The following is a 26,187-nucleotide window of genomic DNA, read 5'->3' on the forward strand; positions in this document are numbered from 1 at the left end:
GAAGACTATCGCCTCATGGGAACGCCAGACGCCGCGGCCGCCGCGCTCGCCGCGCACACGAACTGCGCCGAACACTCGATCGCCGTCGTCCTCGGATCGGGGTGGAATGCCGCCGCCGACCGGTTCGGCGAATCACTCTGCACCGTCCCGATGGCCGATCTACCGGGGTTCACACCGCCGTCCGCCGCGGGTCACGCCGGAACGATCCGCTCCGTCGAGGTGGGCGGCAAGCGGATCCTCGTTCTGCTCGGCCGCACCCACGCCTACGAGGGCCATCCCCTGTCGTCCGTCGTCCACCCGGTGCGGACGGCCATTGCCGCCGGAGCGACGACCGTCATCCTGACGAACGCGGCCGGCGGAATCCGCGAGGACTTCACCGTCGGACAACCCGTGCTGATCAGCGATCACCTCAACCTCACGGCCCGATCACCTCTCGTGGGCGCGGAGTTCGTGGACCTCGTCGACGCGTACGACCCCGAACTGCGGACCCTCGCCCGCGACATCGACGGGTCGCTGACCGAAGGCGTCTACGCCGGGCTGCCGGGCCCGCACTACGAGACCCCCGCCGAGATCCGCATGCTGCGGACGATCGGTGCGGACCTCGTCGGCATGTCCACCGTCCACGAGACGATCGCGGCGCGGGCGCTCGGCGCCCGTGTCCTCGGGATCTCGATGGTGACGAATCTCGCGGCCGGCATCACCGGCGAGCACCTGAACCACGAGGAGGTCCTCGCCGCGGGCCGGGCGTCCGCCGACCGCATGGGCGGTCTCCTGCGAGAATTGGTGGAACGCTTATGAACGATGCGATCGCGGACTGGATCGACGCCGATCCCGACCCCGAAACCCGGGCGGAACTCGCGAATCTCTCCGCAGACGAGCTCGCCGACCGATTCGCCGCTCCGCTGAGTTTCGGGACCGCGGGTCTGCGCGGGCCGGTGCGGGCAGGCCCGAACGGCATGAACCTCGCCGTCGTGATCCGCACGACGGCCGGGCTGAGCGCGTGGCTGAAAGACCGGTGCCTGGGCGGCTCCACCGTCGTCGTCGGGCGCGACGCGCGGCACGGATCCGAGAAGTTCGCGGTCGCCGCGGCGGAAGTACTGGCGGCCGCGGGATTCTCGGTCGTCCTCCTCCCCCGCCCGCTCCCCACGCCGATCGTCGCGTTCGCGGTCCGCCGCCTCCGCGCCGCGGCCGGCGTGCAGATCACCGCCTCCCACAACCCCGCCGCCGACAACGGATACAAGGTCTACCTCGACCGCGGCGCCCAGTTGATCTCGCCGTCCGACCGGGAGATCGAAGCATCGATCACCCGGGTCGGGCCGGCGAACCTCGTGCCGCGCACCCCGGTGACACCGGCGTCCGAGGAACTCCTCGACCTCTACGTCGACCGGGTCGCGTCCCTGCCGACGGGACGGTCGCGGACACTGCGCATCGCGCTCACCGCCATGCACGGCGTCGGCGGCGAGACCGCGGTCACCGCACTGAAATCCGCCGGATTCACCGACGTCCACACCGTCGCCGCGCAGTTCCACCCGGACCCGGGCTTCCCGACCGTCGAGTTCCCCAATCCCGAGGAGCCGGGGGCCTCGGACGCCGTCCTCGCTCTCGCCGCGGAGGTCGGCGCCGACATCGCGCTGGCCCTCGACCCGGACGCCGACCGGTGCGCGGTCGGCGTGCGCGGACCGGACGGCTGGCGGATGCTCCGCGGCGACGAGACGGGCATCCTGCTCGGCGAGCACGTCCTCGCGTCCGCCCCGGCCGATTCGCTCGTCGCGACGACGATCGTCTCGTCCGCCCTCCTCGGAAAGCTCGCCGAGGCCCGCGGCGCCCGCTTCGCCCGCACCCTCACCGGTTTCAAGTGGCTCGTGCGGGCCGGCGAGGGTCTCGTGTACGCGTACGAGGAAGCGATCGGTCACTGCGTCGACCCGGAGTCGGTGCGCGACAAGGACGGCATCTCCGCCGCGGTGGTGGCCGCCGACCTCGCCGCGACGCTGCGGGCAGAGGGGTCGACACTCCTCGACAGGCTGGACGACTACGCGCTCGAATTCGGGTTGCACGCCGGAGACCAGGTGTCGCGACGTGTCACCGACCTCGCGGACATTACCGCGATGATGCGACGCCTGCGGTCGGATCTGCCTGCCGAACTGGCCGGCGAACCCGTCGAGGCCACGGATCTGGCGGAACTGCGGGGGCAGTCCCGCACCGACGCGGTCGTTCTCGCGGGGTCCACCGTCCGGATGGTCGTGCGTCCCTCGGGAACCGAACCCAAGCTCAAGTGCTACCTGGAGGCGGTCGTCCCGGTGCCCGATCGATCGGCGCTACCCACAGCCCGCGAGAGGGCCGCGACCCGGTTGAACCTGTTGCGCGAGTTCGCCGAAGCCCTGTAGCCGAGGAGTCAGCGCGGCCCGAACTGACGGTCCCCGGCGTCGCCGAGGCCGGGCACGATGAACGCGTCCTCGTTGAGCCCCTCGTCAACCGCAGCGGTGACGAGTCGCACGGGATGACCCGACGCCGAGAGGGCGGCAACACCTTCGGGCGCCGCCACGACGCACACGGCGGTGACGTCCGTGGCGCCGCGGGCGACGAGCAACTCGATCGTGTGCACCATCGAACCGCCGGTCGCGAGCATCGGGTCGAGGACGTACACCGGGATGCCGGACAGGTCCGCGGGGAGCGACTCGAGGTACGGCACCGGCAGATGCGTCTCCTCGTCCCGGGCCATGCCGACGAAACCGACTCGCGCCTGCGGGATCAGGCTGCTGGCCTGCTCGACCATGCCCAGTCCGGCGCGCAGGACGGGAACGAGTAACGGCGGATGGGTGAGCCGCACCCCGTCGGTCGTGGCGATGGGCGTGACCACGTCGAATGTCTCGACCGGAGCCTCGCGCATCGCCTCGTACACCAACATGTGTGTCAGCCTTCGCAAGGCGGCGCGAAATGTGGCATTGTCGCTGCGCGCATCGCGCATCGTTGTCAGGAGGACCGCTGCGAGCGGGTGGTCGACGACGTGCGTGTTCATTCTCGAAGAATAAGGGGGCGCGGGGCGAGATTTCGCAGGAGAGCAATTCTCGGCGAATCGGGGGCGGAACCGAATCGGGTCTCACCGGCGGCGGGCGCCGTCCAATATGGTGACCGGTTTGACGTCCTCTCGGCCGTGAACGACCGAGATTCCCCTCGGGACTCGCGTCCCGAGGTTCCTGTTTCACAGATAGTTGCCTCCCCGCACTTACGTGCGGGGCGGTCTCACACCATCTCCGCAGGCTGCCACCGTCAGTCCGACGGCCAAAATGTTCTTCGCCGCGTTCACATCCCTGTCGTGGACGACGCCACATCGGCACGTCCACTCCCGCACGGTCAGCGGCATCTCCGAGGCGATTCCCCCACACACCGAGCAGGTCTTCGACGACGGAAAGAACCGGTCGATCGCCACCACCCGCCGCCCATACCAATCGGCCTTGTACTCGACCATGGACCGAAACTCGGACCAACTCGCATCCGAGATCGCCAGAGACAACGACCGATTCTTGACCATGTTCCGCACACTCAGATCCTCGATGGCGATCACTTGATTTTCGCGCACCAGTCGAGTGGAGAGTTTGTGCAGATAATCGTGACGCCGATCGGTGATCCGGCCATGTATCTTCGCGACTTTTTGTCGGGCCTTGGCCCGGTTACAGGATCCTTTCTTCTTCTTGGCAAGCACCCGCTGCGCCTTCGCCAGCCGCTTGCGGTCCCTGCGTTCGTGGCGCGGGTTGGTGATCTTCTCTCCCGTCGAGAGCGTGTAGAGGCTGGTGATCCCGGCGTCGAGCCCGACCACCTGATCGGTCGGCCCGAACTCGGTGATCATGTCCTCGACGAGGATCGAGATGTGGTACTGACCGCGAGCATTGCGCGACACCGTCACCTGCGACGGCGCGGCCCCCTCCGGTAGCGGCCTCGACCATCGAATGTCCAGGGGTTCGGACTGCTTGGCCAACCGGATCTGCCCGCCGCGGTAGGTGAAGCAGTTCGAGTAGTAGGTCGCCGAATCCTTCGACTGGCCCTTCTTCTTGAATTGCGGGTAGCGGGTCTGTTTGCGCCAGAACTTGTCGAACGCGCCCTGCAACTGCCGCAGCGACTCCTGCAACGGCCCCTTCGACGGCTCCGACAACCACTCGGTCTCGGTGTCCCGTTTCCATCCGGTGAGCATCTTCGAGGTGTCCGCGTAGGTGACCCGCCGCCGTTCCTGCGACCAGGCACGCGAGCGCTCGGCCAACGCCCGGTTGTAGACATACCGGGTGCATCCGAACGTCCGAGCAAGCTGTTCCGCCTGCACCGCGGTCGGATAGAAGCGGTACTTGAACGCCCGCTTCACCACCCTCCCCGCCATGACTGAGAGACTAACATCCTAAAATTCCAGAGGCAGGGGATCGGCTACCCGGACCTGAAGGACCTGGTTTGCCCCGAAAGATTCACGGATCAAATCCGACTGGGGATGACGATGAACGACTTGAGGGCGGCTACCGCGAGTATCGCCGAGTCGAGCGAGTCCGATCAGGTCACAGCCGCAGTATGACGGGAAAGGCACGCTGACCGATCTCTGGATGGACCACTCCATCTCGACGCTCGAGGCCCGCACACTCGCGACGATGATCACGAGCACCACCCAGGAGGCCGCCCGGCTCGCCACCGGACAGCGCACCCGGGGCATGACGACGCTGCAGGACGGGTTCGGGAAGGTGTGACGGTCACTCCCCAGCGAAGTCGACGACCGTCTGACTGAGCGGCATTTCGTCGGTACGGGGTTCCGGAGTGGGCAGATACGTGACGTCCTCGAGCGTCGCGTGCCCTGCCAGGTCGAACGCGTCGAACTCGAACGGCACGCTCTCGGCCAACGCCGGATTCGTGTTGTCCATCAGATGGAAGTGCAGGTGCGGCGCCGTCGACTGTCCGCTGTTGCCGAGTTGACCCACCACCGCCCCTTTCTCGACGTGATCGCCCTCCTTCACCGAGATACTGCCCGGCACGAAGTGGCCGTAGAACGCGTACACGCCGTTCCCGAGGTCCAGGACTATGTGGTTGCCAGTCGCCTCGGTGAGGTTGCGCTCGGGCTGCGGTTCCCCGATCACGTTCTCCTCCTGGCCGTCGAGAACCGAGACGACCTCCGCGTCGGCCACCGCGATCACGTCGGCCCGGCACCCGACGTAGTTCTCCTTGGTGTTGTCGCCCCGGTACGCGAAGCCCTCGCGGTCCACCCCCAGGAAGTCGATCGCGTATCGCTCGAAGTTCAGCAGCCGTCCGTCGACCGACCAGACGCCGCGGCGATGATGGGTGTTGTCGGCGCAGCAGCCTTCCATCGCCGCGCACCCGTCCCCGCGGAGGGGCGGGCCGATCACCGGGACCGTCCCGTCGAAGACCTGGACGGTCACCGAGGTGTCGAGGGTGGCAGGCACGGGACCGCCGGATTCGTCGACCATGCCCGCGAGGCCGGGAATCGGCTGATCCGGCGGCGGCGTCTCCAGCGCACGGACCGAAACCGTCGCCTTCATCCCTGCCGGCACCGGGGTCGCCTCGTCCATGGCGACGTCGACGAAGAAGAAACCGAGCTGGGCCGGCTGCAGGCGATCGGTCGGGGTCGCGTTGTCACCCACGAGGTTCATGTTCGCCGCGACCGACCCGCCCTCGTAGTTCGCGAGGTCGCTGTCCGCTCCGTCGGCCGAGCCGATCTGCACGCGCTGCACGACCAGTGGAACGGCCGCGGTGTTCGTCACGTGGACCTCGAACGTCAGATCGTTCCGACCGTCCGTCGCGGCGACGGGGGACGGGGCGAACGGCATGGACAGCGCGACGGGTGAGGGACCGTCGAGCCGAGCGGTCGACGACAGCCGTTCGGCGCTGGACCATTCAGTCCCCCACTCCGGCGAATCCGAACCGGAGGCGTCTGACCGCCGCACGCGGTGGTCGCCGCGCACATCCCCGGCACTGCGATCGAGGAGACGGACGACCGTCGCCGGCGGGGTCGTCGAGTTACCTCGCCGGCCCGGAACACGCACCCTCCTCGAACGGTTCGACGCATTGTGAAAGTCATGGTAGGGCTCCGATACGCGCCGTTCGCCCCGTTGGGCCGACTCGGTCGCGGCTGCTGCGACACGGCGGCGGCGGGCGTCGGAAACGGTCCGCACACAGCCCGGGTATAACTTTGGCCGCGGGGTCGATAGGCTTCGCGCCATGGCTGGAGACATCGTCCCGATCGAACTCGGTCTCACCGACGGCGACCTCGTGACACTGTGGGCACCACGGTGGCGTGAGGGTGACGACGAGTGGGAAGCATTCCTTGGTCACGAGGAAGACCTCTATGGGTTCGAATCAGTGGCAGAACTCGCTGCTTTCATCCGCACGAACACGGACAACGATCTCGTCGAGCACCCTGCCTGGAGTGTGGTGTCCGGACTGTCCGCCGCCGAACTCGAGCCCGATGAGAACTTCTGCTTCGATCTGATCGGTGTTCCGGAGCTGGCGGCGAGCGACCCCGAGGCCCTCGTCGTGAGCGAACTCGAAGACACGCTCAACATGGTGCGCAACATCGGTGAGGTCTGCGAGCTGGACGCGGTCACCAAGTTCTTCAATGCGAATCCCATTCTCGGCGCGCTGCCCGCAGGCGCCAGCGCATTCGAGGGCCGTGAGGGCGAGGAGCTGTGGGCCCAGATCGGCACCGCCATCGCGAAGGGCTGGGATGACGTCCTCGACGCCGTCGACAACATCGTCGCCACCCCCGAGGTGGACGCCGAGGCGGTAGCCGTCGCCGAGGCCGAACTGGTGGCCGCCGACGAGAACACCGTCGACGTGGACGACGTGGCCGAAGAGGCGGAGGAAGACGAAGAGTTCGTCGCGCTCGACCTCGATACCGAGGACGAGGAGGAGGACGACTCGTTCTGGGGGGCGGTGGGTGTCGACCCCGTCAAGATCATCACGTCCGGGGAGACCTACTTCACGCTCCGCTGCTACCTCGACGACGACGCGATCTTCCTCGGGCGTGACGGCGCGATCTTCGTCTTCACGTCCGAACGCGCGCTGGCTCGGTATCTCGCCGACAACCACGAGCACGCCCTCGCGCAGGTGAGCACGTACGAGGAGATCCAGGTGGCGGCGGTCGACGGATCGCTCGAGGTCGAGGTCACCGACGAGAATGTGTACGTCCTGCCCGGTCTCGCCGACGACCTGGCCGCGGGCCCGGAGTCCGTCGATGCCGATCAGCTCGACCTCGCCGTCGAATTGTTCACCGATGCAGCCGATTTCGCCGACGACGATTCGGTGGAAACCGCACTCGCGACGTCCGAGCCGCTGGGCTGGTACGTCTCGTTCGTCCTCAACCCGGATCCGACGCGGATGGCGCCCAGTGCACCGTTCGACGCGGAGGCCGAGGCGTGGCGGACGCTCGAGCGGGAGTTCGAGGCCCGCTTGCGGACGGTGTGAGCGTCCGCCCTCGGGGCGCTCAGCCCACCAGCACGGCGAATCCCGGCTTGATCACCTCGTCGATCAACTGCAGCCGCTGATCGAACGGGATGAAGGCCGATTTCATGGCGTTGATGGTGTAGCGCTCGAGATCTGTCCAGCCGTAACCGAACGTCTCGACGAGGCGGAGCATCTCCTGACTCATGCTGGTATCGCTCATCAGCCGGTTGTCGGTGTTGACGGTCACCCGGAACCGCAGCCGGGCGAGCAGGTCGAACGGATGATTCTCGAGTGCGTCCACGGCCCCGGTCTGGACGTTGGAACTGGGACACAGTTCCAAGGGAATCCTTTTGTCCCGCACATAGTTCGCGAGCCTTCCCAGCACCGGGACGCCGTCGTCGCCGATCGTGATGTCGTCGGTGATCCGGACCCCGTGACCGAGCCGGTCCGTCCCGCAGAACGCGATGGCCTCGTGAATGGACGGCAGACCGAACGCCTCACCCGCGTGAATGGTGAAGTGTGCATTGCTGCCCCGCATGTACTCGAAGGCGTCGAGGTGGCGGCTGGGCGGATTCCCGGCCTCGGCGCCGGCGATGTCGAAACCGACGACACCGCGGTCCCGGAACCGGATCGCCAGTTCCGCGATCTCCCGGGACCGCGCCGCGTGCCGCATCGCGGTGAGCAGGACGCCGATCCGGATGTTCTGACCGCGCACCTCCGCCGCCGACTCCCCGGCCTCGAATCCCAGCAGGACCTGCTCCACCACCTCGTCGAGGGTCAACCCGTCCTCGAGGTGCTGCTCCGGGGCGAACCTGACCTCGGCGTAGACCACCCCGTCGCCGGCGAGGTCCTCGGCGCATTCGCGGGCGACGCGTTCGAGCCCGGCGGGTGTCTGCATGACCGCGACCGTGTGGGCGAACGTCTCGAGGTATCTCTCGAGCGAACCGCTGTCGGCGGCCTCCCGGAACCACGTGGCGAGCGCGGGCGCGGTGTCGGCGGGCAGCGCGTCGTAGCCGCAGTCGCGGGCGAGTTCGAGGACCGTCTCGGGCCGGAGACCTCCGTCGAGATGGTCGTGCAGCAACACCTTCGGCGCTCGGCGCAGGGCCGACAGATCCAGTGCGGTCATGCGTCGACGTTAGCGTGAGGGATCCTCTATCCGCTCGATGACGAGCGGCGTGGCCACCGACGGCGCGTCGGCCACGACGGTCCAGGCTTCGGAAAGTGCGGCTTTCGCCGCGGCGAACCGTTCGGGCGTGTCGGTGTGCAGCGTGACGAGCGGGGTGCCCACCGACACCGTCTCCCCCGGCTTCGTGTGCAACTCGATGCCCGCCCCAGCCTGCACCGGCTCGCCCTGTCGCGCCCGACCCGCGCCGAGCCGCCATGCGGCGAGCCCGACCGCCATGGCGTCGAGACCGCACACCACCCCGTCCGACTCGGACAGCAGCACCTCGGTGTGCCGGGCCGTCGGCAGCGGCGCGTCGGGGTCGCCGCCCTGGGCGGCGATCATCCTCCGCCAGCGGTCCATGGCGGACCCGTCCCGCAGTTTGTCGGCCGGGTCGACACCGTCGATTCCGGCTGCCTTCAACATTTCTCGCGCGAGCTCGAGAGTGAGTTCCACGACGTCGGACGGGCCGCCCCCGGCGAGCACCTCCAGCGATTCCCGCACCTCCAGCGCATTGCCCGCCGTGTGGCCGAGTGGCGCGTCCATCGCCGTGAGCAACGCCATCGTCCGCACTCCGGCGTCGTTCCCGAGGTCGACCATCGTCTGGGCGAGTTCGCGCGCGTCGTCGAGCTTCTTCATGAACGCGCCCGACCCGACCTTGACGTCGAGCACGAGCGCGCCGGTGCCCTCGGCGATCTTCTTGCTCATGATCGAGCTGGCGATCAGGGGAATCGACTCGACCGTCCCGGTGACGTCGCGGAGCGCGTACAACCGCCGGTCCGCCGGTGCCAGATCCGAGCCCGCGGCGCACACGACGGCTCCGACGGCGGGATCGGACAGGATCTCGGCCATCTCGGAGGTGTCGAGGTCGGCGCGCCAGCCGGGGATCGACTCGAGCTTGTCGAGGGTTCCGCCGGTGTGACCCAGCCCGCGTCCCGACAGTTGCGGAACCGCGGCGCCGCACGCGGCGACCAGCGGCGCGAGCGGAAGCGTGATCTTGTCGCCGACACCACCCGTCGAGTGCTTGTCCACGGTGGGGCGGCCGAGGTGGGTGAAGTCGAGGCGGCGACCGGACGAGATCATCGCCGTGGTCCAGCGGCTCACCTCTTCGCGTGTCATCCCGCGGAAGTAGATCGCCATGGCCAGCGCCGACATCTGCTCGTCGGCCACGACCCCCCGGGTGAATGCCTCGACCACCCAGTCGATCTCTGCACCGGACAGTTCCCTGCCGTCGCGCTTGGCGGCGATGATCGACGAGGCGTCATGCATGGCTGATTCTCCCCTTCTCCTCCGGACCGAAAGCGTCCGGCAGCAGCTGTTCCAATGGGCGCACGCCGGCCCGGTGGTCGACGAGCAGTGCGGGGCCGCCGTGCTCGAAGAGAATCTGCCGGCAGCGTCCGCACGGCATGAGTATGTCGCCACTCGCGTCACAGCAGGTGAAGGCAATTAATCGCCCGCCACCTCCGGCAAATAAGTTACCGACCAGTACACACTCGGCGCAGAGCCCCAACCCGTATGAGACATTTTCCACATTGCATCCGACGACGATTCGTCCATCGTCCACCAGCGCCGCCGCCCCCACCGCGAAGCCCGAGTAGGGCGCGTAGGCCCGGCCCATCACCTCATGCGCGTTGGCGCGCAACAGTTTCCAATCGATCTCGACCATAGTTTCCCATCCAATCACGTGGGCTGAATGGATGCAGAGAATCGCGCGGGACGACCCAATTCGTATTGGAGAGGCAAACCTAACTTCATTTGCGGGGGGCGTACGAACCCCGACTCGAATTAGTTCCCCCGTTTCCGTTGGGTTTAGAGTTCAGAGAAGTCGGTTCAGGATCACGTCGGGTCCCCAGTTGTGGTATGTCCGCAACGCTGCGCAGACTCGACACGTCCACCAATGACGTTGGAGGCACAGCACTCGATGAGTACTACGACTGAAGCCGCTCCGGCCAAGGAGCGCACACGGTCGCTTTACCGGGGCGACCCCGGAATGTGGTCCTGGGTTTTGCACCGGATCACAGGCGTAATGACGTTCTTCTTCCTATTCGTGCACGTGCTGGATACCGCGCTGGTGCGCGTGAATCCCGACACGTACGACAGTGTCATCGAGACCTACAAGAACCCGATCGTCGGGCTCATGGAGCTCGCACTCGTCGCCGCGGTGCTGTACCACGCACTGAACGGTGTCCGGGTGATGCTGGTGGACTTCTGGTCCAAGGGACCGCAGTACCAGCGCCTGATGCTCTGGGTAATCCTCGCGATCTGGTTCCTGGTGATGATCCCGGGCGCCGGCCGCATCTTCTACAACATGTTTGCGGGGCACTGACATGACGACAGAAGCCAAGAGTCTCGGCAAGACCTACGACCGTCCCGCCAGCCTGGACAACCCGCGCTCTCCGCGCCGGACCTCGAAGAACAACTTCGAGCTGTACGCCTGGCTGTTCATGCGGTTCTCCGGACTCGCACTGATCTTCCTCGTGCTCGGCCACCTCTTCATCATGCTGATGCTCGACGACGGTGTGCACCGCATCAACTTCGCGTTCGTCGCAGGCCGCTGGTCCAGCCCGTTCTGGCAGTTCTGGGACCTCACCATGCTGTGGCTTGCCCAGCTGCACGGCGGAAACGGACTCCGCACGGTCATCGCGGACTACTCCCGCAAGGACTCCACGCGCTTCTGGCTGACCACGATCCTCGTTCTCTCGATGATCCTGATCATGGGCCTCGGCACGTACGTCATCTTCACCTTCGACCCCAATATCTCGGCGAGCTAGGGGAGCACAGACTTCATGCAGGAACACCGTTATGACGTGGTCATCGTCGGCGCCGGCGGCGCCGGCATGCGCGCAGCGATCGAGGCCGGTCCCCGCGCCCGCACCGCGGTACTGACCAAGCTCTACCCCACCCGCAGCCACACCGGCGCGGCCCAGGGCGGCATGTGCGCCGCGCTGGCGAACGTGGAGGAAGACAACTGGGAGTGGCACACCTTCGACACGGTCAAGGGCGGCGACTACCTCGCCGACCAGGACGCCGTCGAGATCATGGCCAAGGAGGCCATCGACGCGGTGCTCGACCTCGAGAAGATGGGTCTGCCGTTCAACCGCACGCCCGAGGGCAAGATCGACCAGCGTCGTTTCGGTGGTCACACCCGCGATCACGGTAAGGCCCCCGTGCGCCGCGCATGTTATGCCGCGGACCGCACCGGTCACATGATCCTGCAGACGCTCTACCAGAACTGCGTCAAGCACGACGTCGAGTTCTTCAACGAGTTCTACGCCCTCGACATCGCGATCACCGAGACGGAGAACGGCCCGGTCGCCACCGGCGTCATCGCCTACGAGCTGGCCACCGGCGAGATCCACGTCTTCCACGCGAAGTCCATCGTGTTCGCCACCGGCGGCTCGGGACGCATGTACAAGACGACGTCCAACGCGCACACCCTCACCGGTGACGGCATGGGCATCATCTTCCGCAAGGGCCTTCCGCTGGAGGACATGGAATTCCACCAGTTCCATCCGACAGGCCTGGCCGGGCTCGGCATCCTCATCTCCGAGGCCGTGCGCGGTGAGGGCGGCATCCTCCGCAACGCCGACGGCGAACGGTTCATGGAGCGCTACGCCCCCACCATCAAGGACCTCGCCCCCCGTGACATCGTCGCGCGGTCGATGGTTCTCGAGGTCCTCGAGGGACGCGGCGCGGGACCGAACAAGGATTACGTCTACATCGACGTGACCCACATCCCCGAGGAAGTTCTCGACGAGAAGCTCCCCGACATCATGGAGTTCTCCCGCACCTACCTCGGCGTGGACCCGGTCAAGGAACCGGTGCCGGTGTACCCCACCTGCCACTACGTCATGGGCGGCATCCCCACCCGGATCAACGGTGAGGTCCTGCGCAACAACGACGAGATCGTCCAGGGCCTGTACGCCGCCGGCGAGTGCGCCTGCGTCTCCGTCCACGGCGCGAACCGTCTCGGCACCAACTCGCTGCTCGACATCAACGTCTTCGGACGCCGCGCCGGCATCGCCGCCGCCGAGCACGCCAACAACAGCGAGTTCGTCGACATGCCCGAGGCGCCCGAGAAGATGGTCGACGACTGGATGGCCACCATCCTGTCGGACCACGGTCACGAGCGTGTCGCGGACATCCGCAGCGAGCTGCAGCAGTCCATGGACAACAACGCCTCGGTGTTCCGTACCGAAGAGCGCCTCACCCAGGCACTCAAGGACGTGCGCGCACTCAAGGAGCGCTACAACCACATCACGGTGCAGGACAAGGGCAAGCGCTACAACAGCGACCTGCTCGAGGCCGTCGAGCTCGGTTTCCTCCTCGAAATGGCGGAGGTCACCGTCGTCGGCGCGCTGAACCGCAAGGAATCGCGCGGCGGCCACGCCCGCGAGGACTACCCGGACCGCAACGACGCCGAGTACATGAAGCACACGATGGCATACAAGGAGGGCGACGGCCTGCTCTCCGACATCCGTCTCGACTACAAGCCGGTAGTCCAGACCCGCTACGAGCCGATGGAGCGGAAGTACTGATGAGCGCACCTGCAGTCGACAAGAGCGAGAACAAGTCGGATCTCCCTCCCGTGCCCGAGGGCGCCGTCATGGTCACCCTCAAGATCGCGCGAATGAACCCGGAGTCCGGCGAGGGCCAGCACTGGGACAGCTTCCAGGTTCCGGCTCTGCCGACGGACCGCATGCTGAACCTGCTCCTGTACGTGAAGGGCTACCTCGACGGCACCCTGACGTTCCGCCGCAGCTGCGCCCACGGCGTGTGCGGTTCGGACGCGATGCGGATCAACGGCGTCAACCGTCTGGCCTGCAAGCTCCTCATGAAGGACATGCTGCCCAAGGACGGCAAGCCGGTCACGATCACCGTCGAGCCCATCAAGGGCCTGCCGGTGGAGAAGGACCTCGTGGTCGACATGGAGCCCTTCTTCGACGCGTTCCGCGCCGTGAAGCCGTTCCTCATCACCACCGGCAACGAGCCCACCCGTGAGCGCATCCAGTCGCAGCACGACCGGGCACGCTTCGACGACACCACCAAGTGCATCCTGTGCGCCTGCTGCACCACATCGTGCCCGGTGTACTGGAGCGACGGCAGCTACTTCGGTCCCGCCGCCATCGTCAACGCTCACCGCTTCATCTTCGACAGCCGTGACGAGGGTGCATCGGAGCGTCTCGACATCCTCAACGACAAGGACGGTGTCTGGCGTTGCCGGACCACGTTCAACTGCACCGACGCGTGCCCCCGTGGCATCCAGGTGACGAAGGCGATCCAGGAAGTCAAGCGCGCGCTGCTCTTCGCACGCTGACCCCAGGTCTGCCGAGCACGTTCCCGGGCGCCCCCGACCACACCGGTCGGGGGCGCCCTGCGTCGTGTCCAACCTCACTGTCCGCGCGGTCCCACGGTGAAATCTCCGCGCTAGTGTCGAAAGCAGATGCTCCCGACGGACAGTGAGGTTCACCCATGGCGCAGTCGCCCAGTCCCGCAGTGGTCACGGTCACCGGAGCGGCAGGCAGCATCGGCTACGCGGCGCTGTTCCGGATCGCCGCAGGCGAGATGCTCGGAGCCGACACCCCGATTCGGCTGCGGCTCTTGGAGATTCCGTCCGCCGTGTCCGCTGCCGAAGGTACCGCGATGGAACTCGACGACAGCGCCTTCCCCCTGCTCCGCGACATCGAGGTCCACGACGACCCGAAGCGGGGCTTCGACGGCACCGACGTGGCCCTCCTCATCGGATCACGTCCCCGGTCCAAGGGCATGGAGCGCGGCGACCTCCTGGCCGCGAACGGGCAGATCTTCACCGTGCAGGGTCGGGCCATCAACCAGGTTGCCGCGGACGGAGTCCGGGTGCTGGTCGTGGGCAACCCCGCCAACACGAACGCGCTTGTCGCCGCGAACAACGCCCCCGACGTCCCTGCGGACCGGTTCACGGCGCTGACCCGGCTCGACCACAACCGCGCGATCGCCCAGCTGGCACGGCACTCCGGCGCCGCGGTGAAGGACATCAGCCGCGTCGCGATCTGGGGCAACCACTCGAGCACCCAGTACCCCGACATCTTCCATGCGAGGGTCGGTGACCGGTCCGGTGCCGAGTTCGCCGCCGACCGCGAATGGCTCACCGGCGACTTCATTCCCACGGTCGCGAACCGTGGCAGCGCGATCATCGAGGCTCGCGGCGCATCCTCCGCGGCCTCCGCCGCCAACGCCGCGATCGACCACGTGCACGACTGGGTGCTCGGCACCCCCGAGGACGACTGGACGTCCGTGGCGCTGCCCTCCCCCGGCGCCTACGGCGTGCCGGAGGGTCTGGTGAGCTCGTTCCCGGTTCGCTCGGTCGGCGGGGCGTGGCAGATCGTGGACGGGCTGGAGATCGACGACTTCTCGCGGACGCGGATCGATGCGTCTGTCGCGGAACTCGAATCCGAACGCGACGCCGTCCGGGGCATGGGTTTCATCTGATCCGGCGTCCGTCTTCCGGGACGGTCGCGCCGACGTCACGAAATCGTGTCGACACGCGTCCGTTTTCGGAAGTCGACCTGTCGTCGCATACGCTGCCTCTTCGATGATGTGGCGTCGAGTGTGTACCGCGGTCGTGTCCGGAACCCTGCTGGCCGGACTCTCGGTGAGTGCTGCCGGGGCGATTCCGCCCGCAGTGCCCTCCTCCCCCACCTCCGCACCGTTCACCACCCCGAACACCGACAACTGCCCCAACCGGTCGGCCCCCGCGCCTGCGATCGACCTGTCCGAGGTACCCCAGCCGGGTGATCCGACACCGAGCGCCGTGTCGGTGCCCGACGAGCCTGTGGGCGGGCCGAAGCTGGCCGGATGCGGGGTGATCCTTCCCGACGACGCGCCCGCGCTGCCCGCCGACATCGCGGCGTCCGGCTGGGTGGTCGCGGACATCGACACCGGCGACGTGCTCGCGGCGAAGGACCCGCACGGCCGCTACCGGCCGGCGAGCACCATCAAGATGCTGCTGGCTCTCGTGGCGCTCGACGAACTGGATCTCGACAAGACCGTGACGGCCACCGCCGAGGACGCCGCGGTGGAGGGCAGCGCGGTCGGGATCGGTAAGAACGGTCAGTACACGAACCGGCAGTTGATGCAGGGCCTGGTGATGGCGTCGGGGAACGACGCGGCCCACCTCCTCGCCCGGCAACTCGGCGGCGACGCCGCCACGGTCGACAAGATGAACCACCTCGCCGACACCCTCGGCGCGCACGACACGCGGACCGCGACGCCGTCGGGGCTCGACGGCCCCGGCATGAGCAGCTCGCCGTTCGACCTCGCGCTCATCTTCCACACCGCGATGAAGAACCCGACGTTCGCGGAGCTGATCTCCACCGAGACGGTGCAGTTCCCGGGTTTCCCGAAGGACCCGGCGATCCCGGACGATCAGGACCGGCCCCCGTTCGCACTGGCCAACGACAATCAGCTGCTCTACAACTACGACGGCGCACTGGGCGGCAAGACCGGATTCACCGACGACGCCCGCCACACCTATGTCGGCGGCGCCGATCACGACGGTCGCCGCCTGATGGTGACGTTGATGGGCGCCGAGGCCCAGCCGATCCGGCCGTGGGAGCAGGCGGCACGACTGCTCGATTACGGTTTCGCCCTCGACCGCGACGCCCGGGTGGGGTCACTCGAGGACCTGCATCCGGCCGACGAAGGGTCTGCCGCGGTGCTTGCCGCACCGCCGCAACAGGATTCGGCGGCCGCGACGAGTTCCGTCGTCGCGTCGGGTTCCGACCACCCCGACAACACGCTGGCCCTGCGGGCGGGTGTGGGGATCGTCGGGGCGGCCGTCGTCCTCGTGCTGGTGCTCTGCGCACGCCGGCTGTCCCGCAGACGCTGAGGGGCAGCGGCACCCGCCTCAGCGCTTGTTGCGGGTGAACAGTCCGGACAACCCGAGCGCCGCGACGGCGCCCACACCGACCAGGGCGAGTCCCCCACGCACGCCCGGCCCCTCGTGCACCTCGATCCGGGGGTTGATGACGGCCGGATCCGGCGGCGGCACATAGGCGAGCGCGAGGCTGGCGCGGGTGGTCGCGGCCCACGCCGTCGAGAAGAGCAGCATCCGGCACGTCAGGTAGATGAATACGAGCAGACCGATGATCGGGCCGAACGCCACACCGGCGGGACCCGCGGTCACCGCCGAGAGGTAGATGGCACCGACCTGCTTGAAGATCTCGAACACCACGGCCGCGAGCAGGGCCGCCTTGAGCGCACTGCGGAACGTGACGGGCTCTCGCGGCAGTCGGGCGATCACCCAGGCGAACACCGCCCACGTCGCGACCAGCGATACCACCGTCGACAGTGCGCGTAACCCGGCGTCGATCCCGGTCACGTCTTCGAGGTTGAGCACCTCGACGACGGTGCGCGCCACGGGACCGCTACTCAGCGCGGAGGATCCGAGAGAGACCACCATCGCCAGACCCAGCCCGAGCAGCGCGGCCGCGTCGCCCAGCTTGGTCCGGACGAATCCCTTCGACTCGCGCTGGCTCTCCCACATCGCCGTCAGCGCGTCGCGCAGGTTCGCCATCCACCCGAGTCCCGCGTACGCGGCACCGAGCAGACCGAGAACACCCACGCTGGCACGGGACGCGATCGCCGAATCGATGACCGTGTTGAGCGTGTCACCCAGACTTCCGGGAACGTTCTTGGTGATGCTGTCCTGCAGTTCCTGCAGCAACTCCGGCTGCCCGGCGAGGACGAAACCCGCGATGGCGAACGCGACCATCAGGATCGGAATCAGTGCGAGCACACTGAAATACGTGATCCCCGCCGCGTAATAGTCACCCTTCTGCTGCTGATACCGCTGTCCGGCCCGCATCAGATGGTCGAACCAGGGGCGCGCTGCCCGCTGCCTGTCGAGAAAACTCGGTTCGTCAGCCACAGTGCTCATCCCTTCGGTGTCAGAAACCCAACCTTCTCGTACACGGCCGCCAGAGTCTGCGACGACACCTCACGGGCGCGGTGAGCACCGGCGGCGATGATCCGATCGAGTTCTGCCTCGTCCGAGAGGTACCCTTCCACCTTCGCTTTCAACGGTGTCACGAACTCGGCGAGGACATCTGCCGTATCCGTTTTCAGGTCGCCGTACCCCTTGCCCTCGTACCCGGCCACCAACGTCTCGACCGGAGTCCCGGACAGCGCGGACTGGATGGTGAGCAGATTGCTCACACCGGGTTTGGCCTGCGGGTCGTAGCGGATCTCCCGCTCGTTGTCGGTGACCGCGGACTTGATCTTCTTCGCCGACACCTTGGGGTCGTCGAGGAGGTTGATCAGGCCGGCGGGGCTCGGACCGGACTTGCTCATCTTCGACGTCGGATCCTGCAGGTCGTAGATCTTGGCGGTGCCCTTGATGATCTGGGCCTCGGGAATCACGAACGCCTTCCCGAACCGGGTGTTGAACCGCTGAGCGAGATCGCGGGCCAGTTCGAGATGCTGACGCTGGTCCTCGCCGACAGGGACCCGCTGCGGGCGGTAGAGCAGGATGTCGGCAGCCATCAGCACCGGATACGTGAACAGGCCGACGCTCGCGTTCTCACTGCCCTGTTTTGCCGACTTGTCCTTGAACTGCGTCATCCGGCTCGCTTCACCGAAACCGGTGATGCAGTTGAGGACCCACGCCAGCTGCGCGTGCTCGGGCACCTGGCTCTGCACGAACAGCGTGGCACGGTCGGGGTCGATTCCGAGCGCCAGCAGCTGCGCCACCGCGATCTTCGTACGACGGCGCAGTTCCTTCGGGTCCTGCGCCACCGTGATCGCGTGCAGGTCCGGGATGAAGTAGAACGCGTCGAAGTCGTCCTGCAGAGGCACCCACTGTTGCAGGGCACCCAGGAAGTTGCCGAGGTGGAACGAGTCGGCGGTGGGCTGGATGCCGGAGAGCACCCGCGGTTTCACGGTGGGCTTCTGAGCTGCAGGGGTCGACATGAGTACTGATCTTTTCACGTGCGCCGTGACGACACGAATCAGATACCGGCCGTCACCGGTACTGGACGGTGACCGGCGCGTGGTCGGACCACCGCTGGTCGTAGGTTTCGGCGCGCTCGACGACGGCCTGCTTGGCCCGCTCCGCCAGTTCCCGGGTGGCGATCTGGTAGTCGATGCGCCAGCCGGAGTCGTTGTCGAACGCCTTCCCGCGGTACGACCACCACGAGTACGGTCCGGCGACGTCGGGATTCAGCTGCCGGACCACGTCGGCCCAGTGCGCGTCTTCGGCGAACAGGGCCCCGAGCCACTCCCGCTCGTTCGGGAGAAAACCGGAGTTCTTCTTGTTGGTCTTCCAGTTCTTCAGGTCGAGTTCGGTGTGGGCGATGTTCCAGTCGCCGCAGACCACGACGTTCCGGCCCGCCGCGACGGCAGCCGCTGCGGTGTCGGTGAGGTACCGGGCGAAGGAGTCCATGAACCGCTCCTTCTCCTCCTGCCGGGGTGTCTGGGCCTCCCCGGAGGGCAGGTACAGGCTCGCCACGGTCAGGTCGTCGAAGTCGGCCTCGAGGTAGCGGCCCGCGGTCGCGAACTCGTCGTCACCGTGGCCGACGCGGAAGGCGTCGGCAGGTTTCCGGGACAGGATCGCGACGCCGTTGCGCCCCTTCGACGACGGCTCCGCGGACACCAGGTTCCATCCGCCCTCCAGGGCGGGCGCGAGCGTCTCGGCCAGTTGCTCGTCGGACGCCCGCGTCTCCTGCAGGCAGACGACGTCGGCCTCCGTGCGCTCGATCCACTCGGTGAGCCCCTTGCGGGCGGCGGCGCGCACGCCGTTGACATTGACGGTGGTGATGATGTGTGGCACGGCAAGCACCGTAGCGGACGCGTACGACACCGCGGCTACCGAGACGAACGGGCGCTGCGGCGTTCCATCGCGACCGCCACGGTGAGGACCACGAGTCCCGCCACGGCGAGCAGCGCACCGACCGCGGCGGGCGCCGTGTAGCCGTAGCCGGCCGCGATCACGACACCACCGATCCACGCCCCGAACGCGTTCGCGATGTTGAGTGCCGCGTGGTTGAGCGACGCGGCGAGGGTCTGGGCGTCGGCGGCGACGTCCATCAGCCGGGTCTGCAGTCCGGGCACCATCGACGCACCCGCCGCACCGACGAAGAACACCAGCAGCAGCGCCGTGTACGGGTTGTGGGAGGCGATCACGAAGATGCCGAGCAACACCCCGAGTGCCGTCATCGATACGAACAGACCGGGAATCAGCGCCCGGTCGGCGAGCCGGCCGCCGATCAGATTGCCCGCGACCATGCCCAGTCCGTAGATCATCAGGGCCAGCGGCACCAGCGACCGCGACAGCCCGGCGACGTCGGTGAGCGTCGTGCTGATGTAGGTGTAGACGGCGAACATGCCACCGAATCCGACCATGCCGATGATCAGCGTCATCCACACCTGCGCGCGGCGCAGGGCACCGAGTTCGGTGAGGGGATTCGACATCCGCATTGCGGCGAGCGCGGGCACCCACGACCAGATCGCGCCCAGTGTCACCACACCGATCACCGCCACGAGCGCGAAGGCGCTGCGCCAGCCGAGCGTCTGACCCAGCCACGAGGCGACCGGAACGCCGACGACGTTGGCCACCGACAGCCCCATCATGACGAGAGCGACCGCCCTGGCCCGCTGGCCGCGGTCCGCGAGGTGCGCCGCCACGAGGGCCGCGACACCGAAGTAGGCGCCGTGCGGGAGGCCTGCCACGAACCGCGCGGCCATCAGCACGCCGTAGTTCGGCGCGAACACGGTGGCGGCGTTGCCGATCGTGAACGCCGCCATCAACGCGATCAACAGCGTCTTCCGGGGCACCCGTGCGGTCAGCGCCGCGATGAGAGGCGCGCCCACGACCACACCCAGCGCGTACGCCGAGATGACGTGCCCGGCCGTCGGCTCGGTGATCCCGAGACTCGACGCCATCTCGGGCAGCAGCCCCATCGCCACGAACTCGGTGGTCCCGATCCCGAAGCCACCGAGCGCGAGCGCGACCATGGCGAGCTTGCGGACGGACGGATGTTGCGCGATGACACCGAGGTGCTCGGGGCGGACAGGGGTGGAAGTGCTCACAGAAGAACTTTCGACTAGGCGGAGATACGGCTACGCGGCGCACGGCGCCTCGTTGCGCAACGACCCACATCGAAATTCTCTTCCCCGGATTCGGCCTTTCGCGCCTCGAACGACCGTGAGATGACTCACCCGGGACCCGGAGACTGCGAACGGGACGCCCCCGTGAGGGACGTCCCGTTCGTAGCGCTGCGGCTCGGTGCCTACTGCTCGGCGATGGCCTTCTGGAGGTTGATGTCCAGCGCACCGAGGAACTCCTCGGTGGTCAGGTAGCCCTGGTCGCCGCCGACCAGCATCGCGAGGTCCTTCGTCATCTGACCACCCTCGACAGTCTTGATGACCACGTCTTCGAGCTTCTGGGCGAAGCCGATGACGTCGGGGGTGTTGTCGAGCTTGCCGCGATGCTCGAGTCCACGGGTCCACGCGAAGATCGACGCGATGGGGTTGGTGGACGTCGGCTTGCCCTGCTGGTGCTGACGGAAGTGACGCGTCACGGTGCCGTGCGCGGCCTCGGCCTCACACGTCTTTCCGTCCGGGGTCAGCAGCACGGAGGTCATGAGGCCGAGCGATCCGAAGCCCTGCGCGACGGTGTCGGACTGGACGTCGCCGTCGTAGTTCTTGCAGGCCCAGACGTAGCCGCCCTCCCACTTGAGCGCCGACGCGACCATGTCGTCGATGAGACGGTGCTCGTAGGTGAGTCCGGCCGCGTCGAACTCCGGCTTGAACTCGGTCTCGTAGACGTGCTGGAAGATGTCCTTGAATGCGCCGTCGTACGCCTTGAGGATGGTGTTCTTGGTCGACAGGTACACCGGGTAGTTCTGCTGCAGGCCGTAGTTGAGCGAGGCGCGCGCGAAGTCCTCGATGGACTTGGTGAAGTTGTACTGCCCCTGGACGACGCCGCCGCCCTCGGGGAAGTTCACCAGCTCGTGCTCGATCGGCTCGCTGCCGTCCTCGGGCGTGTAGGTGATCATCACCTTGCCGGGGCCGGGGACCTTGAAGTCGGTGGCGCGGTACTGGTCACCGAAGGCGTGACGGCCGATGATGATCGGCTTGGTCCAGCCCGGAACCAGTCGCGGAACGTTGGAGATGATGATCGGCGCGCGGAAGATCGTCCCACCGAGGATGTTGCGGATGGTGCCGTTGGGCGACCGCCACATCTTCTTGAGACCGAATTCCTCGACGCGTGCCTCGTCCGGGGTGATGGTCGCGCACTTGACGCCGACGCCGTGCTTCTTGATGGCGTTGGCCGCGTCGACGGTCACCTGGTCGTCGGTCTCGTCCCGGTACTCGATGCCGAGGTCGTAGTACTCGAGGTTCACATCCAGGTAAGGATGGATCAGTTTGTCTTTGATGAACTGCCAGATAATGCGTGTCATCTCGTCGCCGTCGAGTTCGACGACGGTGCCCTCAACCTTGATTTTGGACATGGGTGCTTCGCGTCCTCCTAGGAAGTTTCCCTGGTTACACGGTTGCGGGCGCACTTTGTGAGTGGGTCCGCGAACGGTTCGCTTATCAAACGTAGACGGTCACGGCGGCCCCTGGGGAGACCGCACCTAAACAAGACAAGCGTACTGCTATGCGAGCGGCTCGCAACAGGTGGGGCGCACAACCCACCCCTACTCGCGGGTAACTTTTCCCTGCTAGCGGCCCTGATCGGTGCCGTTTCCGGTCGTTCCACCTCAGCCGCTAAGATTCACTCCAGGTCATGAGTGCCAGCAACGAGCCCCGGCTAGCTGGCCGGCAACCCTCCACCGCGGTGGGGTGCCCCGGGTGATGACCTGGTTCCCTGATTCATACAACAGTCGGGTGACAAGCGCGGGTCCGACATCGGAGGTTCATGATGTGTTGTTGTTGTCGTAGATAGACCCCAGACAAGCCCTGCGCGCGAACGAACCAGCACTCCGTCCGCGCCTCGTCAGACCACTGGAGTAGACAGCACATGACCGAGAACTGGTCGTTCGAGACCAAGCAGATCCATGCCGGGCAGACGTCCGACGCGACCACCAAGGCGCGGGCGCTGCCGATCTACCAGACCACCTCGTACACGTTCGACAGCACCGATCACGCTGCCGCGCTGTTCGGTCTGGCAGAGCCGGGCAACATCTACACCCGCATCATGAACCCCACGCAGGACGCGGTCGAGCAGCGCATTGCCGCGCTCGAGGGCGGCGTCGCCGCCCTGCTGCTGTCCTCCGGACAGGCCGCGGAGACGATCGCGATCCTGAATCTCGCCGAGGCAGGTGACCACATCGTCTCCAGCCCGCGGCTGTACGGGGGCACCTACAACCTCTTCCACTACACGCTGCCCAAGCTCGGCATCGAAGTCTCGTTCGTCGAGGACCCCGACGACCTCGAGCAGTGGAAGGACGCGGTCCGGGACAACACGAAGGCGTTCTACGGCGAGACCATCTCCAATCCCCGCAACGACGTCCTCGACTTGCCCGGCATCTCCGGGATCGCGCATCAGCACGGACTCCCGCTGATCGTCGACAACACGGTGGCCACTCCCTACCTGATCCGCCCCCTCGAGCACGGCGCGGACATCGTGGTGCACTCGGCCACCAAGTACCTCGGCGGTCACGGCACGGCGATCGCCGGTGTCATCGTCGACGGCGGCACGTTCGACTGGACCCAGGGCCGCCACGGCAACTTCACCACGCCGGACCCGAGCTACCACGGCGTCCTCTACTCCGAGCTCGGACCGCCTGCGTTCGCCCTCAAGGCTCGCGTGCAGCTGCTTCGCGACCTCGGTTCGGCGATCTCCCCGTTCAATGCGTTCCTCATCGCGCAGGGCCTCGAGACTCTGAGCCTTCGCATGGAACGACACGTGTCCAACGCGACCGCCGTCGCGCAGTACCTGGAGGCCCGCCCGGAGGTCGTGTCCGTCGGATACGCCGGGCTCCCGTCGTCGCCCTGGCACGACCGGGCGAAACAGATCGCGCCGAGGGGTGCGGGTGCCATCGTGACGTTCGAACTCGCCGGCGGCATCGACGCGGGCAAGAAGTTCGTCAACGCGCTCACCCTGCACAGCCACGTCGCGAACATCGGCGACGTCCGCTCGCTGGTGATCCACCCGGCGTCCACCACACACTCCCAGCTGACCCCCGAGGAGCAGGCCGCCAGCGGCGTCACCCCCGGACTGGTCCGCCTGGCTGTCGGCATCGAAGGGATCGACGACATCATCGCCGATATCGAGACCGGACTTACGGCGGCGGCATCTTGACCGTGAGCGCTGTACAGAACCTGCCCGTGGCGGACGGACGGCTCGGCACCATCGACATCGGATCGCTCGAGCTCGAGAGCGGAACAGTGATCCCGTCGGTGTCCCTTGCCGTGCAGCGATGGGGTGAGCTGTCCCCCAACCGGGACAACGTCGTGCTCGTCGAGCACGCCCTCACCGGTGACTCCCACGTCACCGGACCCGTCACCGACGAGCACCCCTCCCCCGGATGGTGGACCGGAATGGTCGGTCCGGGTGCGCCGATCGACACCGACGAGTGGTGCGTGGTCGCGACCAACGTCCTCGGTGGCTGCCGCGGCACCACCGGTCCCGGTTCGATCGCCGAGGACGGGCGCCCGTGGGGCAGCCGCTTCCCGGAGATCTCCATCCGCGACCAGATCGCGGCCGAGAAGAAGTTCACCGACCTGCTGGGCATCGACAAGCTGGCGTCCGTCGTCGGTGGTTCGATGGGCGGGATGCGCGCGCTCGAGTGGGCCGTCAGCTACCCGGACCAGGTGGCGTCGGCGCTCGTTCTCGCGGTCGGCGCCCGCGCGACCGCCGACCAGATCGGCACACAGACCACCCAGATCGCGGCCATCACCAGCGACCCCGACTGGCAGGGCGGCGACTATCACGGCACCGGCCGGATCCCCCTGGCGGGTCTGCGCATCGCCCGCCGGATCGCGCATCTGACGTACCGCACCGAGAGCGAACTCGACTCCCGGTTCGCGAACTCGCCGCAGGACGGCGAGGACCCGTGGCGCGGCGGACGGTACTCCGTCGAGAGCTACCTCCAGCACCAGGCCGACAAGCTGGTCGGCAGGTTCGACCCGAGCACGTATGTGCTGCTGTCCGAGGCCATGAACCGGCACGACGTGGGCCGCGGTCGCGGTGGCATCGCCGCGGCGCTGGGGACGATCACCGCCCCCGTCATCGTGGGCGGCGTCGACTCCGACCGCCTGTACCCGATCCGCCTGCAGGAGGATCTGGCCAACGACATCCCCACCTGCGACGGTCTGCGGGTGCTCAACTCGCGGGACGGCCACGACGGGTTCCTCACCGAGGCCGCCGCCGTCGCGAAACTGCTCTCCGAGACGATGCAACTGGCACGCGCCGGACGCTGACACCGGCGCCGGACGACGCCCGCTCGGACCGCTAGCCGGTTCCGAGCGGGTCGATCGACACGGCCAGCCACACGATCGCGCCCCCGACGGCCACGAGCGCGCCCACGTCGAAAGGCTTGCTGCGCACCGCGAGCAGTCCGACGCGCTCCGACGGCATCATCAACCGGAAGACCGCCGCGAGCAGCGTGGCGACACCGAACACGAACGCGCCTCGTCGCCACCGATCCGCGAGCACGAACACGACGGCCACGACGATGACGACGAGGACTGCGAGCATCGGCAGATTCTTCTTCGCGAACTGCCCCCAGTCGGCCATGTCAGCCGAGAGACGCTGCGACACGCTCGGCCCGCTCCACGACGTTGGTCAGCAGGAAGGCGCGGGTGAGCGGCCCGACGCCACCGGGGTTCGGGGACAGGAAGCCGGCGACCTCGGCAACGTCCGCCGCCACGTCGCCGCGCAGTCCGTCCTCGGTGCGGCTCACACCCACGTCGAGCACCGCGGCACCGGGCTTGACCATGTCGGCCGTGACCAGCCCGGGTACACCCGCCGCGGCGATGACTATGTCGGCGCGGCGGACCTCGGCGCCGAGGTCCCGCGTACGGGTGTGGCAGAGGGTGACGGTGGCGTTCTCGCTGCGCCGGGTGAACAGCAGACCGATCGGGCGACCCACGGTGACACCGCGACCGACGACGACGACGTGGGCACCCTCGATCGGCACCTCGTACCGGCGCAGCAGGTGCAGGATTCCGCGCGGCGTGCACGGCAGCGGCGCTTCCTTGCCCAGCACCAGCCGGCCCAGGTTGACCGGGTGCAGGCCGTCGGCGTCCTTGTCGGGGTCGATGCGCTCGAGGGCGGTGTTCTCGTCGAGCTGCTTCGGCAGCGGGAGCTGCACGATGTAGCCGGTGCAGTCCGGGTTGGCGTTGAGCTCGTCGATGGTGGCGTCGAGCTTCTCCTGCGTGATGTCGCCGGGCAGGTCGCGGCGGATCGAGGTGATCCCGACCTTCGCGCAGTCGTTGTGCTTCCCGCGCACGTAGGCGGCCGACCCCGGGTCGTCGCCCACCAGAACGGTGCCGAGACCGGGCGTGATGCCCTTGTCCTTCAGGGCGCTCACCCGCACCTTCAGGTCTTCGAAAATCTCGTCGCGGGTCGCCTTGCCATCGAGGATCGTTGCAGTCACGTGCCCCATTCT

Annotated in this window: 25 protein-coding genes and 1 riboswitch; of the genes, 12 read left to right on the plus strand and 13 right to left on the minus strand. The window is 67.3% G+C overall.

The features are described from left to right. Window positions 1–15 precede the first annotated feature (15 nt). Both QM806_RS36295 and QM806_RS36300 read left to right on the plus strand, forming a co-directional pair. Window positions 16–798, plus strand: coding sequence for a purine-nucleoside phosphorylase (locus tag QM806_RS36295; protein WP_095867455.1), 783 nt, complete (start codon window positions 16–18; stop codon window positions 796–798). Beyond that, complete coding sequence (locus QM806_RS36300) at window positions 795–2,384, plus strand: phospho-sugar mutase (protein WP_120659310.1); 1,590 nt, start codon at window positions 795–797, stop codon at window positions 2,382–2,384. The genes QM806_RS36295 and QM806_RS36300 overlap by 4 nt, the downstream gene beginning before the upstream one ends. A gap of 8 nt (window positions 2,385–2,392) precedes the next feature. Here QM806_RS36300 and upp read toward each other — a convergent pair whose 3' ends face one another. Continuing rightward, window positions 2,393–3,016 (minus strand): uracil phosphoribosyltransferase, encoded by a 624-nt coding sequence (gene upp, locus QM806_RS36305; protein ID WP_095867340.1) that lies wholly within the window; start codon window positions 3,014–3,016, stop codon window positions 2,393–2,395. 207 nt (window positions 3,017–3,223) lie between these two features. Then, window positions 3,224–4,351, minus strand: coding sequence for an RNA-guided endonuclease TnpB family protein (locus QM806_RS36310; RefSeq protein WP_502943951.1), 1,128 nt, complete (start codon window positions 4,349–4,351; stop codon window positions 3,224–3,226). A gap of 229 nt (window positions 4,352–4,580) precedes the next feature. Between QM806_RS36310 and QM806_RS36315 the strand changes: the two genes are divergently transcribed. Continuing rightward, window positions 4,581–4,721, plus strand: a complete 141-nt coding sequence (locus tag QM806_RS36315) for a hypothetical protein (protein ID WP_249343735.1) — start codon at window positions 4,581–4,583, stop codon at window positions 4,719–4,721. Between the two features lie 3 nt (window positions 4,722–4,724). Here QM806_RS36315 and QM806_RS36320 read toward each other — a convergent pair whose 3' ends face one another. Further along, window positions 4,725–5,930: a M23 family metallopeptidase gene (locus QM806_RS36320; protein WP_283294601.1), complete on the minus strand. Its 1,206-nt coding sequence runs from the start codon at window positions 5,928–5,930 to the stop codon at window positions 4,725–4,727. 274 nt (window positions 5,931–6,204) lie between these two features. Here QM806_RS36320 and QM806_RS36325 point away from each other — a divergent pair, with 274 nt between their 5' ends. Further along, window positions 6,205–7,449, plus strand: a complete 1,245-nt coding sequence (locus QM806_RS36325) for a SatS C-terminal domain-containing protein (protein ID WP_007296661.1) — start codon at window positions 6,205–6,207, stop codon at window positions 7,447–7,449. A gap of 19 nt (window positions 7,450–7,468) precedes the next feature. Here QM806_RS36325 and QM806_RS36330 read toward each other — a convergent pair whose 3' ends face one another. The 3 genes from QM806_RS36330 to QM806_RS36340 are packed head-to-tail and all read right to left on the minus strand — an operon-like array spanning window position 7,469 to window position 10,256. Next, entirely contained in the window at window positions 7,469–8,554 is a 1,086-nt protein-coding gene (locus QM806_RS36330; RefSeq protein WP_005256982.1) for an adenosine deaminase, read from the minus strand. Between the two features lie 9 nt (window positions 8,555–8,563). Beyond that, the gene (locus QM806_RS36335; protein ID WP_120659312.1) at window positions 8,564–9,859 is read right to left on the minus strand and encodes a thymidine phosphorylase; all 1,296 of its coding nucleotides are present in this window, start codon (window positions 9,857–9,859) and stop codon (window positions 8,564–8,566) included. Further along, entirely contained in the window at window positions 9,852–10,256 is a 405-nt protein-coding gene (locus QM806_RS36340; RefSeq protein ID WP_005239890.1) for a cytidine deaminase, read from the minus strand. Before QM806_RS36340 ends, QM806_RS36335 begins: the two co-directional genes overlap by 8 nt. Window positions 10,257–10,511: 255 nt before the next feature. On the opposite strand from QM806_RS36340, the gene sdhC reads away from it, so the two are divergent. The 6 genes from sdhC to QM806_RS36370 all read left to right on the plus strand — a co-directional run bounded on the left by sdhC (window position 10,512) and on the right by QM806_RS36370 (window position 16,457). Continuing rightward, window positions 10,512–10,916: a succinate dehydrogenase, cytochrome b556 subunit gene (sdhC, locus tag QM806_RS36345; RefSeq protein ID WP_005239889.1), complete on the plus strand. Its 405-nt coding sequence runs from the start codon at window positions 10,512–10,514 to the stop codon at window positions 10,914–10,916. 1 nt (window position 10,917) lies between these two features. Continuing rightward, complete coding sequence (locus QM806_RS36350; protein WP_005239887.1) at window positions 10,918–11,361, plus strand: succinate dehydrogenase hydrophobic membrane anchor subunit; 444 nt, start codon at window positions 10,918–10,920, stop codon at window positions 11,359–11,361. 15 nt (window positions 11,362–11,376) lie between these two features. Next, window positions 11,377–13,128 (plus strand): succinate dehydrogenase flavoprotein subunit, encoded by a 1,752-nt coding sequence (sdhA, locus tag QM806_RS36355; protein WP_005256984.1) that lies wholly within the window; start codon window positions 11,377–11,379, stop codon window positions 13,126–13,128. Next, window positions 13,128–13,907, plus strand: a complete 780-nt coding sequence (locus QM806_RS36360) for a succinate dehydrogenase iron-sulfur subunit (RefSeq protein WP_005256985.1) — start codon at window positions 13,128–13,130, stop codon at window positions 13,905–13,907. Before sdhA ends, QM806_RS36360 begins: the two co-directional genes overlap by 1 nt. Window positions 13,908–14,062: 155 nt before the next feature. After that, window positions 14,063–15,058 (plus strand): malate dehydrogenase, encoded by a 996-nt coding sequence (locus QM806_RS36365; protein ID WP_005564174.1) that lies wholly within the window; start codon window positions 14,063–14,065, stop codon window positions 15,056–15,058. Between the two features lie 118 nt (window positions 15,059–15,176). Continuing rightward, on the plus strand, window positions 15,177–16,457 hold the full coding sequence (locus tag QM806_RS36370; RefSeq protein ID WP_120659313.1) for a D-alanyl-D-alanine carboxypeptidase family protein: 1,281 nt from the start codon (window positions 15,177–15,179) through the stop codon (window positions 16,455–16,457). An 18-nt stretch (window positions 16,458–16,475) separates the two neighbouring features. Here QM806_RS36370 and yhjD read toward each other — a convergent pair whose 3' ends face one another. From yhjD to QM806_RS36395, 5 genes are all read right to left on the minus strand, one after another. After that, a complete protein-coding gene (gene yhjD, locus QM806_RS36375) occupies window positions 16,476–17,507 on the minus strand; it encodes an inner membrane protein YhjD (RefSeq protein WP_005564170.1) in 1,032 nt (343 codons plus the stop codon). Next, on the minus strand, window positions 17,504–18,538 hold the full coding sequence (gene trpS, locus QM806_RS36380) for a tryptophan--tRNA ligase (RefSeq protein WP_005256998.1): 1,035 nt from the start codon (window positions 18,536–18,538) through the stop codon (window positions 17,504–17,506). The genes yhjD and trpS overlap by 4 nt, the downstream gene beginning before the upstream one ends. A 52-nt stretch (window positions 18,539–18,590) precedes the next feature. After that, on the minus strand, window positions 18,591–19,397 hold the full coding sequence (locus QM806_RS36385; RefSeq protein ID WP_120661269.1) for an exodeoxyribonuclease III: 807 nt from the start codon (window positions 19,395–19,397) through the stop codon (window positions 18,591–18,593). A 35-nt stretch (window positions 19,398–19,432) separates the two neighbouring features. Then, complete coding sequence (locus tag QM806_RS36390; RefSeq protein ID WP_005257001.1) at window positions 19,433–20,656, minus strand: MFS transporter; 1,224 nt, start codon at window positions 20,654–20,656, stop codon at window positions 19,433–19,435. A gap of 200 nt (window positions 20,657–20,856) precedes the next feature. After that, window positions 20,857–22,080 carry an NADP-dependent isocitrate dehydrogenase gene (locus tag QM806_RS36395; protein ID WP_005560536.1) on the minus strand — a complete coding sequence of 408 codons (1,224 nt, stop codon included), beginning with the start codon at window positions 22,078–22,080 and terminating at the stop codon, window positions 20,857–20,859. Window positions 22,081–22,354: 274 nt separating this feature from the next. After that, window positions 22,355–22,475: riboswitch (SAM riboswitch) on the plus strand. 117 nt (window positions 22,476–22,592) lie between these two features. Here QM806_RS36395 and QM806_RS36400 point away from each other — a divergent pair. Further along, window positions 22,593–23,876, plus strand: a complete 1,284-nt coding sequence (locus QM806_RS36400) for a bifunctional o-acetylhomoserine/o-acetylserine sulfhydrylase (protein ID WP_120659314.1) — start codon at window positions 22,593–22,595, stop codon at window positions 23,874–23,876. Next, entirely contained in the window at window positions 23,873–24,997 is a 1,125-nt protein-coding gene (gene metX / locus QM806_RS36405; RefSeq protein ID WP_120659315.1) for a homoserine O-acetyltransferase MetX, read from the plus strand. The genes QM806_RS36400 and metX overlap by 4 nt, the downstream gene beginning before the upstream one ends. A gap of 31 nt (window positions 24,998–25,028) precedes the next feature. Here metX and QM806_RS36410 read toward each other — a convergent pair whose 3' ends face one another. Next, window positions 25,029–25,313: a DUF3017 domain-containing protein gene (locus QM806_RS36410; protein WP_005560179.1), complete on the minus strand. Its 285-nt coding sequence runs from the start codon at window positions 25,311–25,313 to the stop codon at window positions 25,029–25,031. Between the two features lies 1 nt (window position 25,314). Next, a complete protein-coding gene (locus QM806_RS36415) occupies window positions 25,315–26,175 on the minus strand; it encodes a bifunctional methylenetetrahydrofolate dehydrogenase/methenyltetrahydrofolate cyclohydrolase (RefSeq protein ID WP_005257035.1) in 861 nt (286 codons plus the stop codon). Between the last annotated feature and the right edge of the window lie 12 nt (window positions 26,176–26,187).

The sequence above is a fragment of the Rhodococcus sp. IEGM 1351 genome (genome assembly GCF_030056875.1).
Taxonomy (GTDB): domain Bacteria; phylum Actinomycetota; class Actinomycetes; order Mycobacteriales; family Mycobacteriaceae; genus Rhodococcus_F; species Rhodococcus_F opacus.

Excerpts from the sequence above, each read along its gene's own strand:
- QM806_RS36295 (WP_095867455.1), top strand. The coding sequence starts at position 16 with ATGGGAACGCCAGACGCCGCGGCCGCCGCGCTCGCCGCGCACACGAAC.
- QM806_RS36300 (WP_120659310.1), top strand. The coding sequence starts at position 795 with ATGAACGATGCGATCGCGGACTGGATCGACGCCGATCCCGACCCCGAA.
- upp (WP_095867340.1), bottom strand. The coding sequence starts at position 3,016 with ATGAACACGCACGTCGTCGACCACCCGCTCGCAGCGGTCCTCCTGACA.
- QM806_RS36315 (WP_249343735.1), top strand. The coding sequence starts at position 4,581 with ATGGACCACTCCATCTCGACGCTCGAGGCCCGCACACTCGCGACGATG.
- QM806_RS36325 (WP_007296661.1), top strand. The coding sequence starts at position 6,205 with ATGGCTGGAGACATCGTCCCGATCGAACTCGGTCTCACCGACGGCGAC.
- QM806_RS36330 (WP_005256982.1), bottom strand. The coding sequence starts at position 8,554 with ATGACCGCACTGGATCTGTCGGCCCTGCGCCGAGCGCCGAAGGTGTTG.
- QM806_RS36335 (WP_120659312.1), bottom strand. The coding sequence starts at position 9,859 with ATGCATGACGCCTCGTCGATCATCGCCGCCAAGCGCGACGGCAGGGAA.
- QM806_RS36340 (WP_005239890.1), bottom strand. The coding sequence starts at position 10,256 with ATGGTCGAGATCGATTGGAAACTGTTGCGCGCCAACGCGCATGAGGTG.
- sdhC (WP_005239889.1), top strand. The coding sequence starts at position 10,512 with ATGAGTACTACGACTGAAGCCGCTCCGGCCAAGGAGCGCACACGGTCG.
- QM806_RS36350 (WP_005239887.1), top strand. The coding sequence starts at position 10,918 with ATGACGACAGAAGCCAAGAGTCTCGGCAAGACCTACGACCGTCCCGCC.
- sdhA (WP_005256984.1), top strand. The coding sequence starts at position 11,377 with ATGCAGGAACACCGTTATGACGTGGTCATCGTCGGCGCCGGCGGCGCC.
- QM806_RS36360 (WP_005256985.1), top strand. The coding sequence starts at position 13,128 with ATGAGCGCACCTGCAGTCGACAAGAGCGAGAACAAGTCGGATCTCCCT.
- QM806_RS36365 (WP_005564174.1), top strand. The coding sequence starts at position 14,063 with ATGGCGCAGTCGCCCAGTCCCGCAGTGGTCACGGTCACCGGAGCGGCA.
- yhjD (WP_005564170.1), bottom strand. The coding sequence starts at position 17,507 with ATGAGCACTGTGGCTGACGAACCGAGTTTTCTCGACAGGCAGCGGGCA.
- trpS (WP_005256998.1), bottom strand. The coding sequence starts at position 18,538 with ATGTCGACCCCTGCAGCTCAGAAGCCCACCGTGAAACCGCGGGTGCTC.
- QM806_RS36395 (WP_005560536.1), bottom strand. The coding sequence starts at position 22,080 with ATGTCCAAAATCAAGGTTGAGGGCACCGTCGTCGAACTCGACGGCGAC.
- QM806_RS36400 (WP_120659314.1), top strand. The coding sequence starts at position 22,593 with ATGACCGAGAACTGGTCGTTCGAGACCAAGCAGATCCATGCCGGGCAG.
- QM806_RS36410 (WP_005560179.1), bottom strand. The coding sequence starts at position 25,313 with ATGGCCGACTGGGGGCAGTTCGCGAAGAAGAATCTGCCGATGCTCGCA.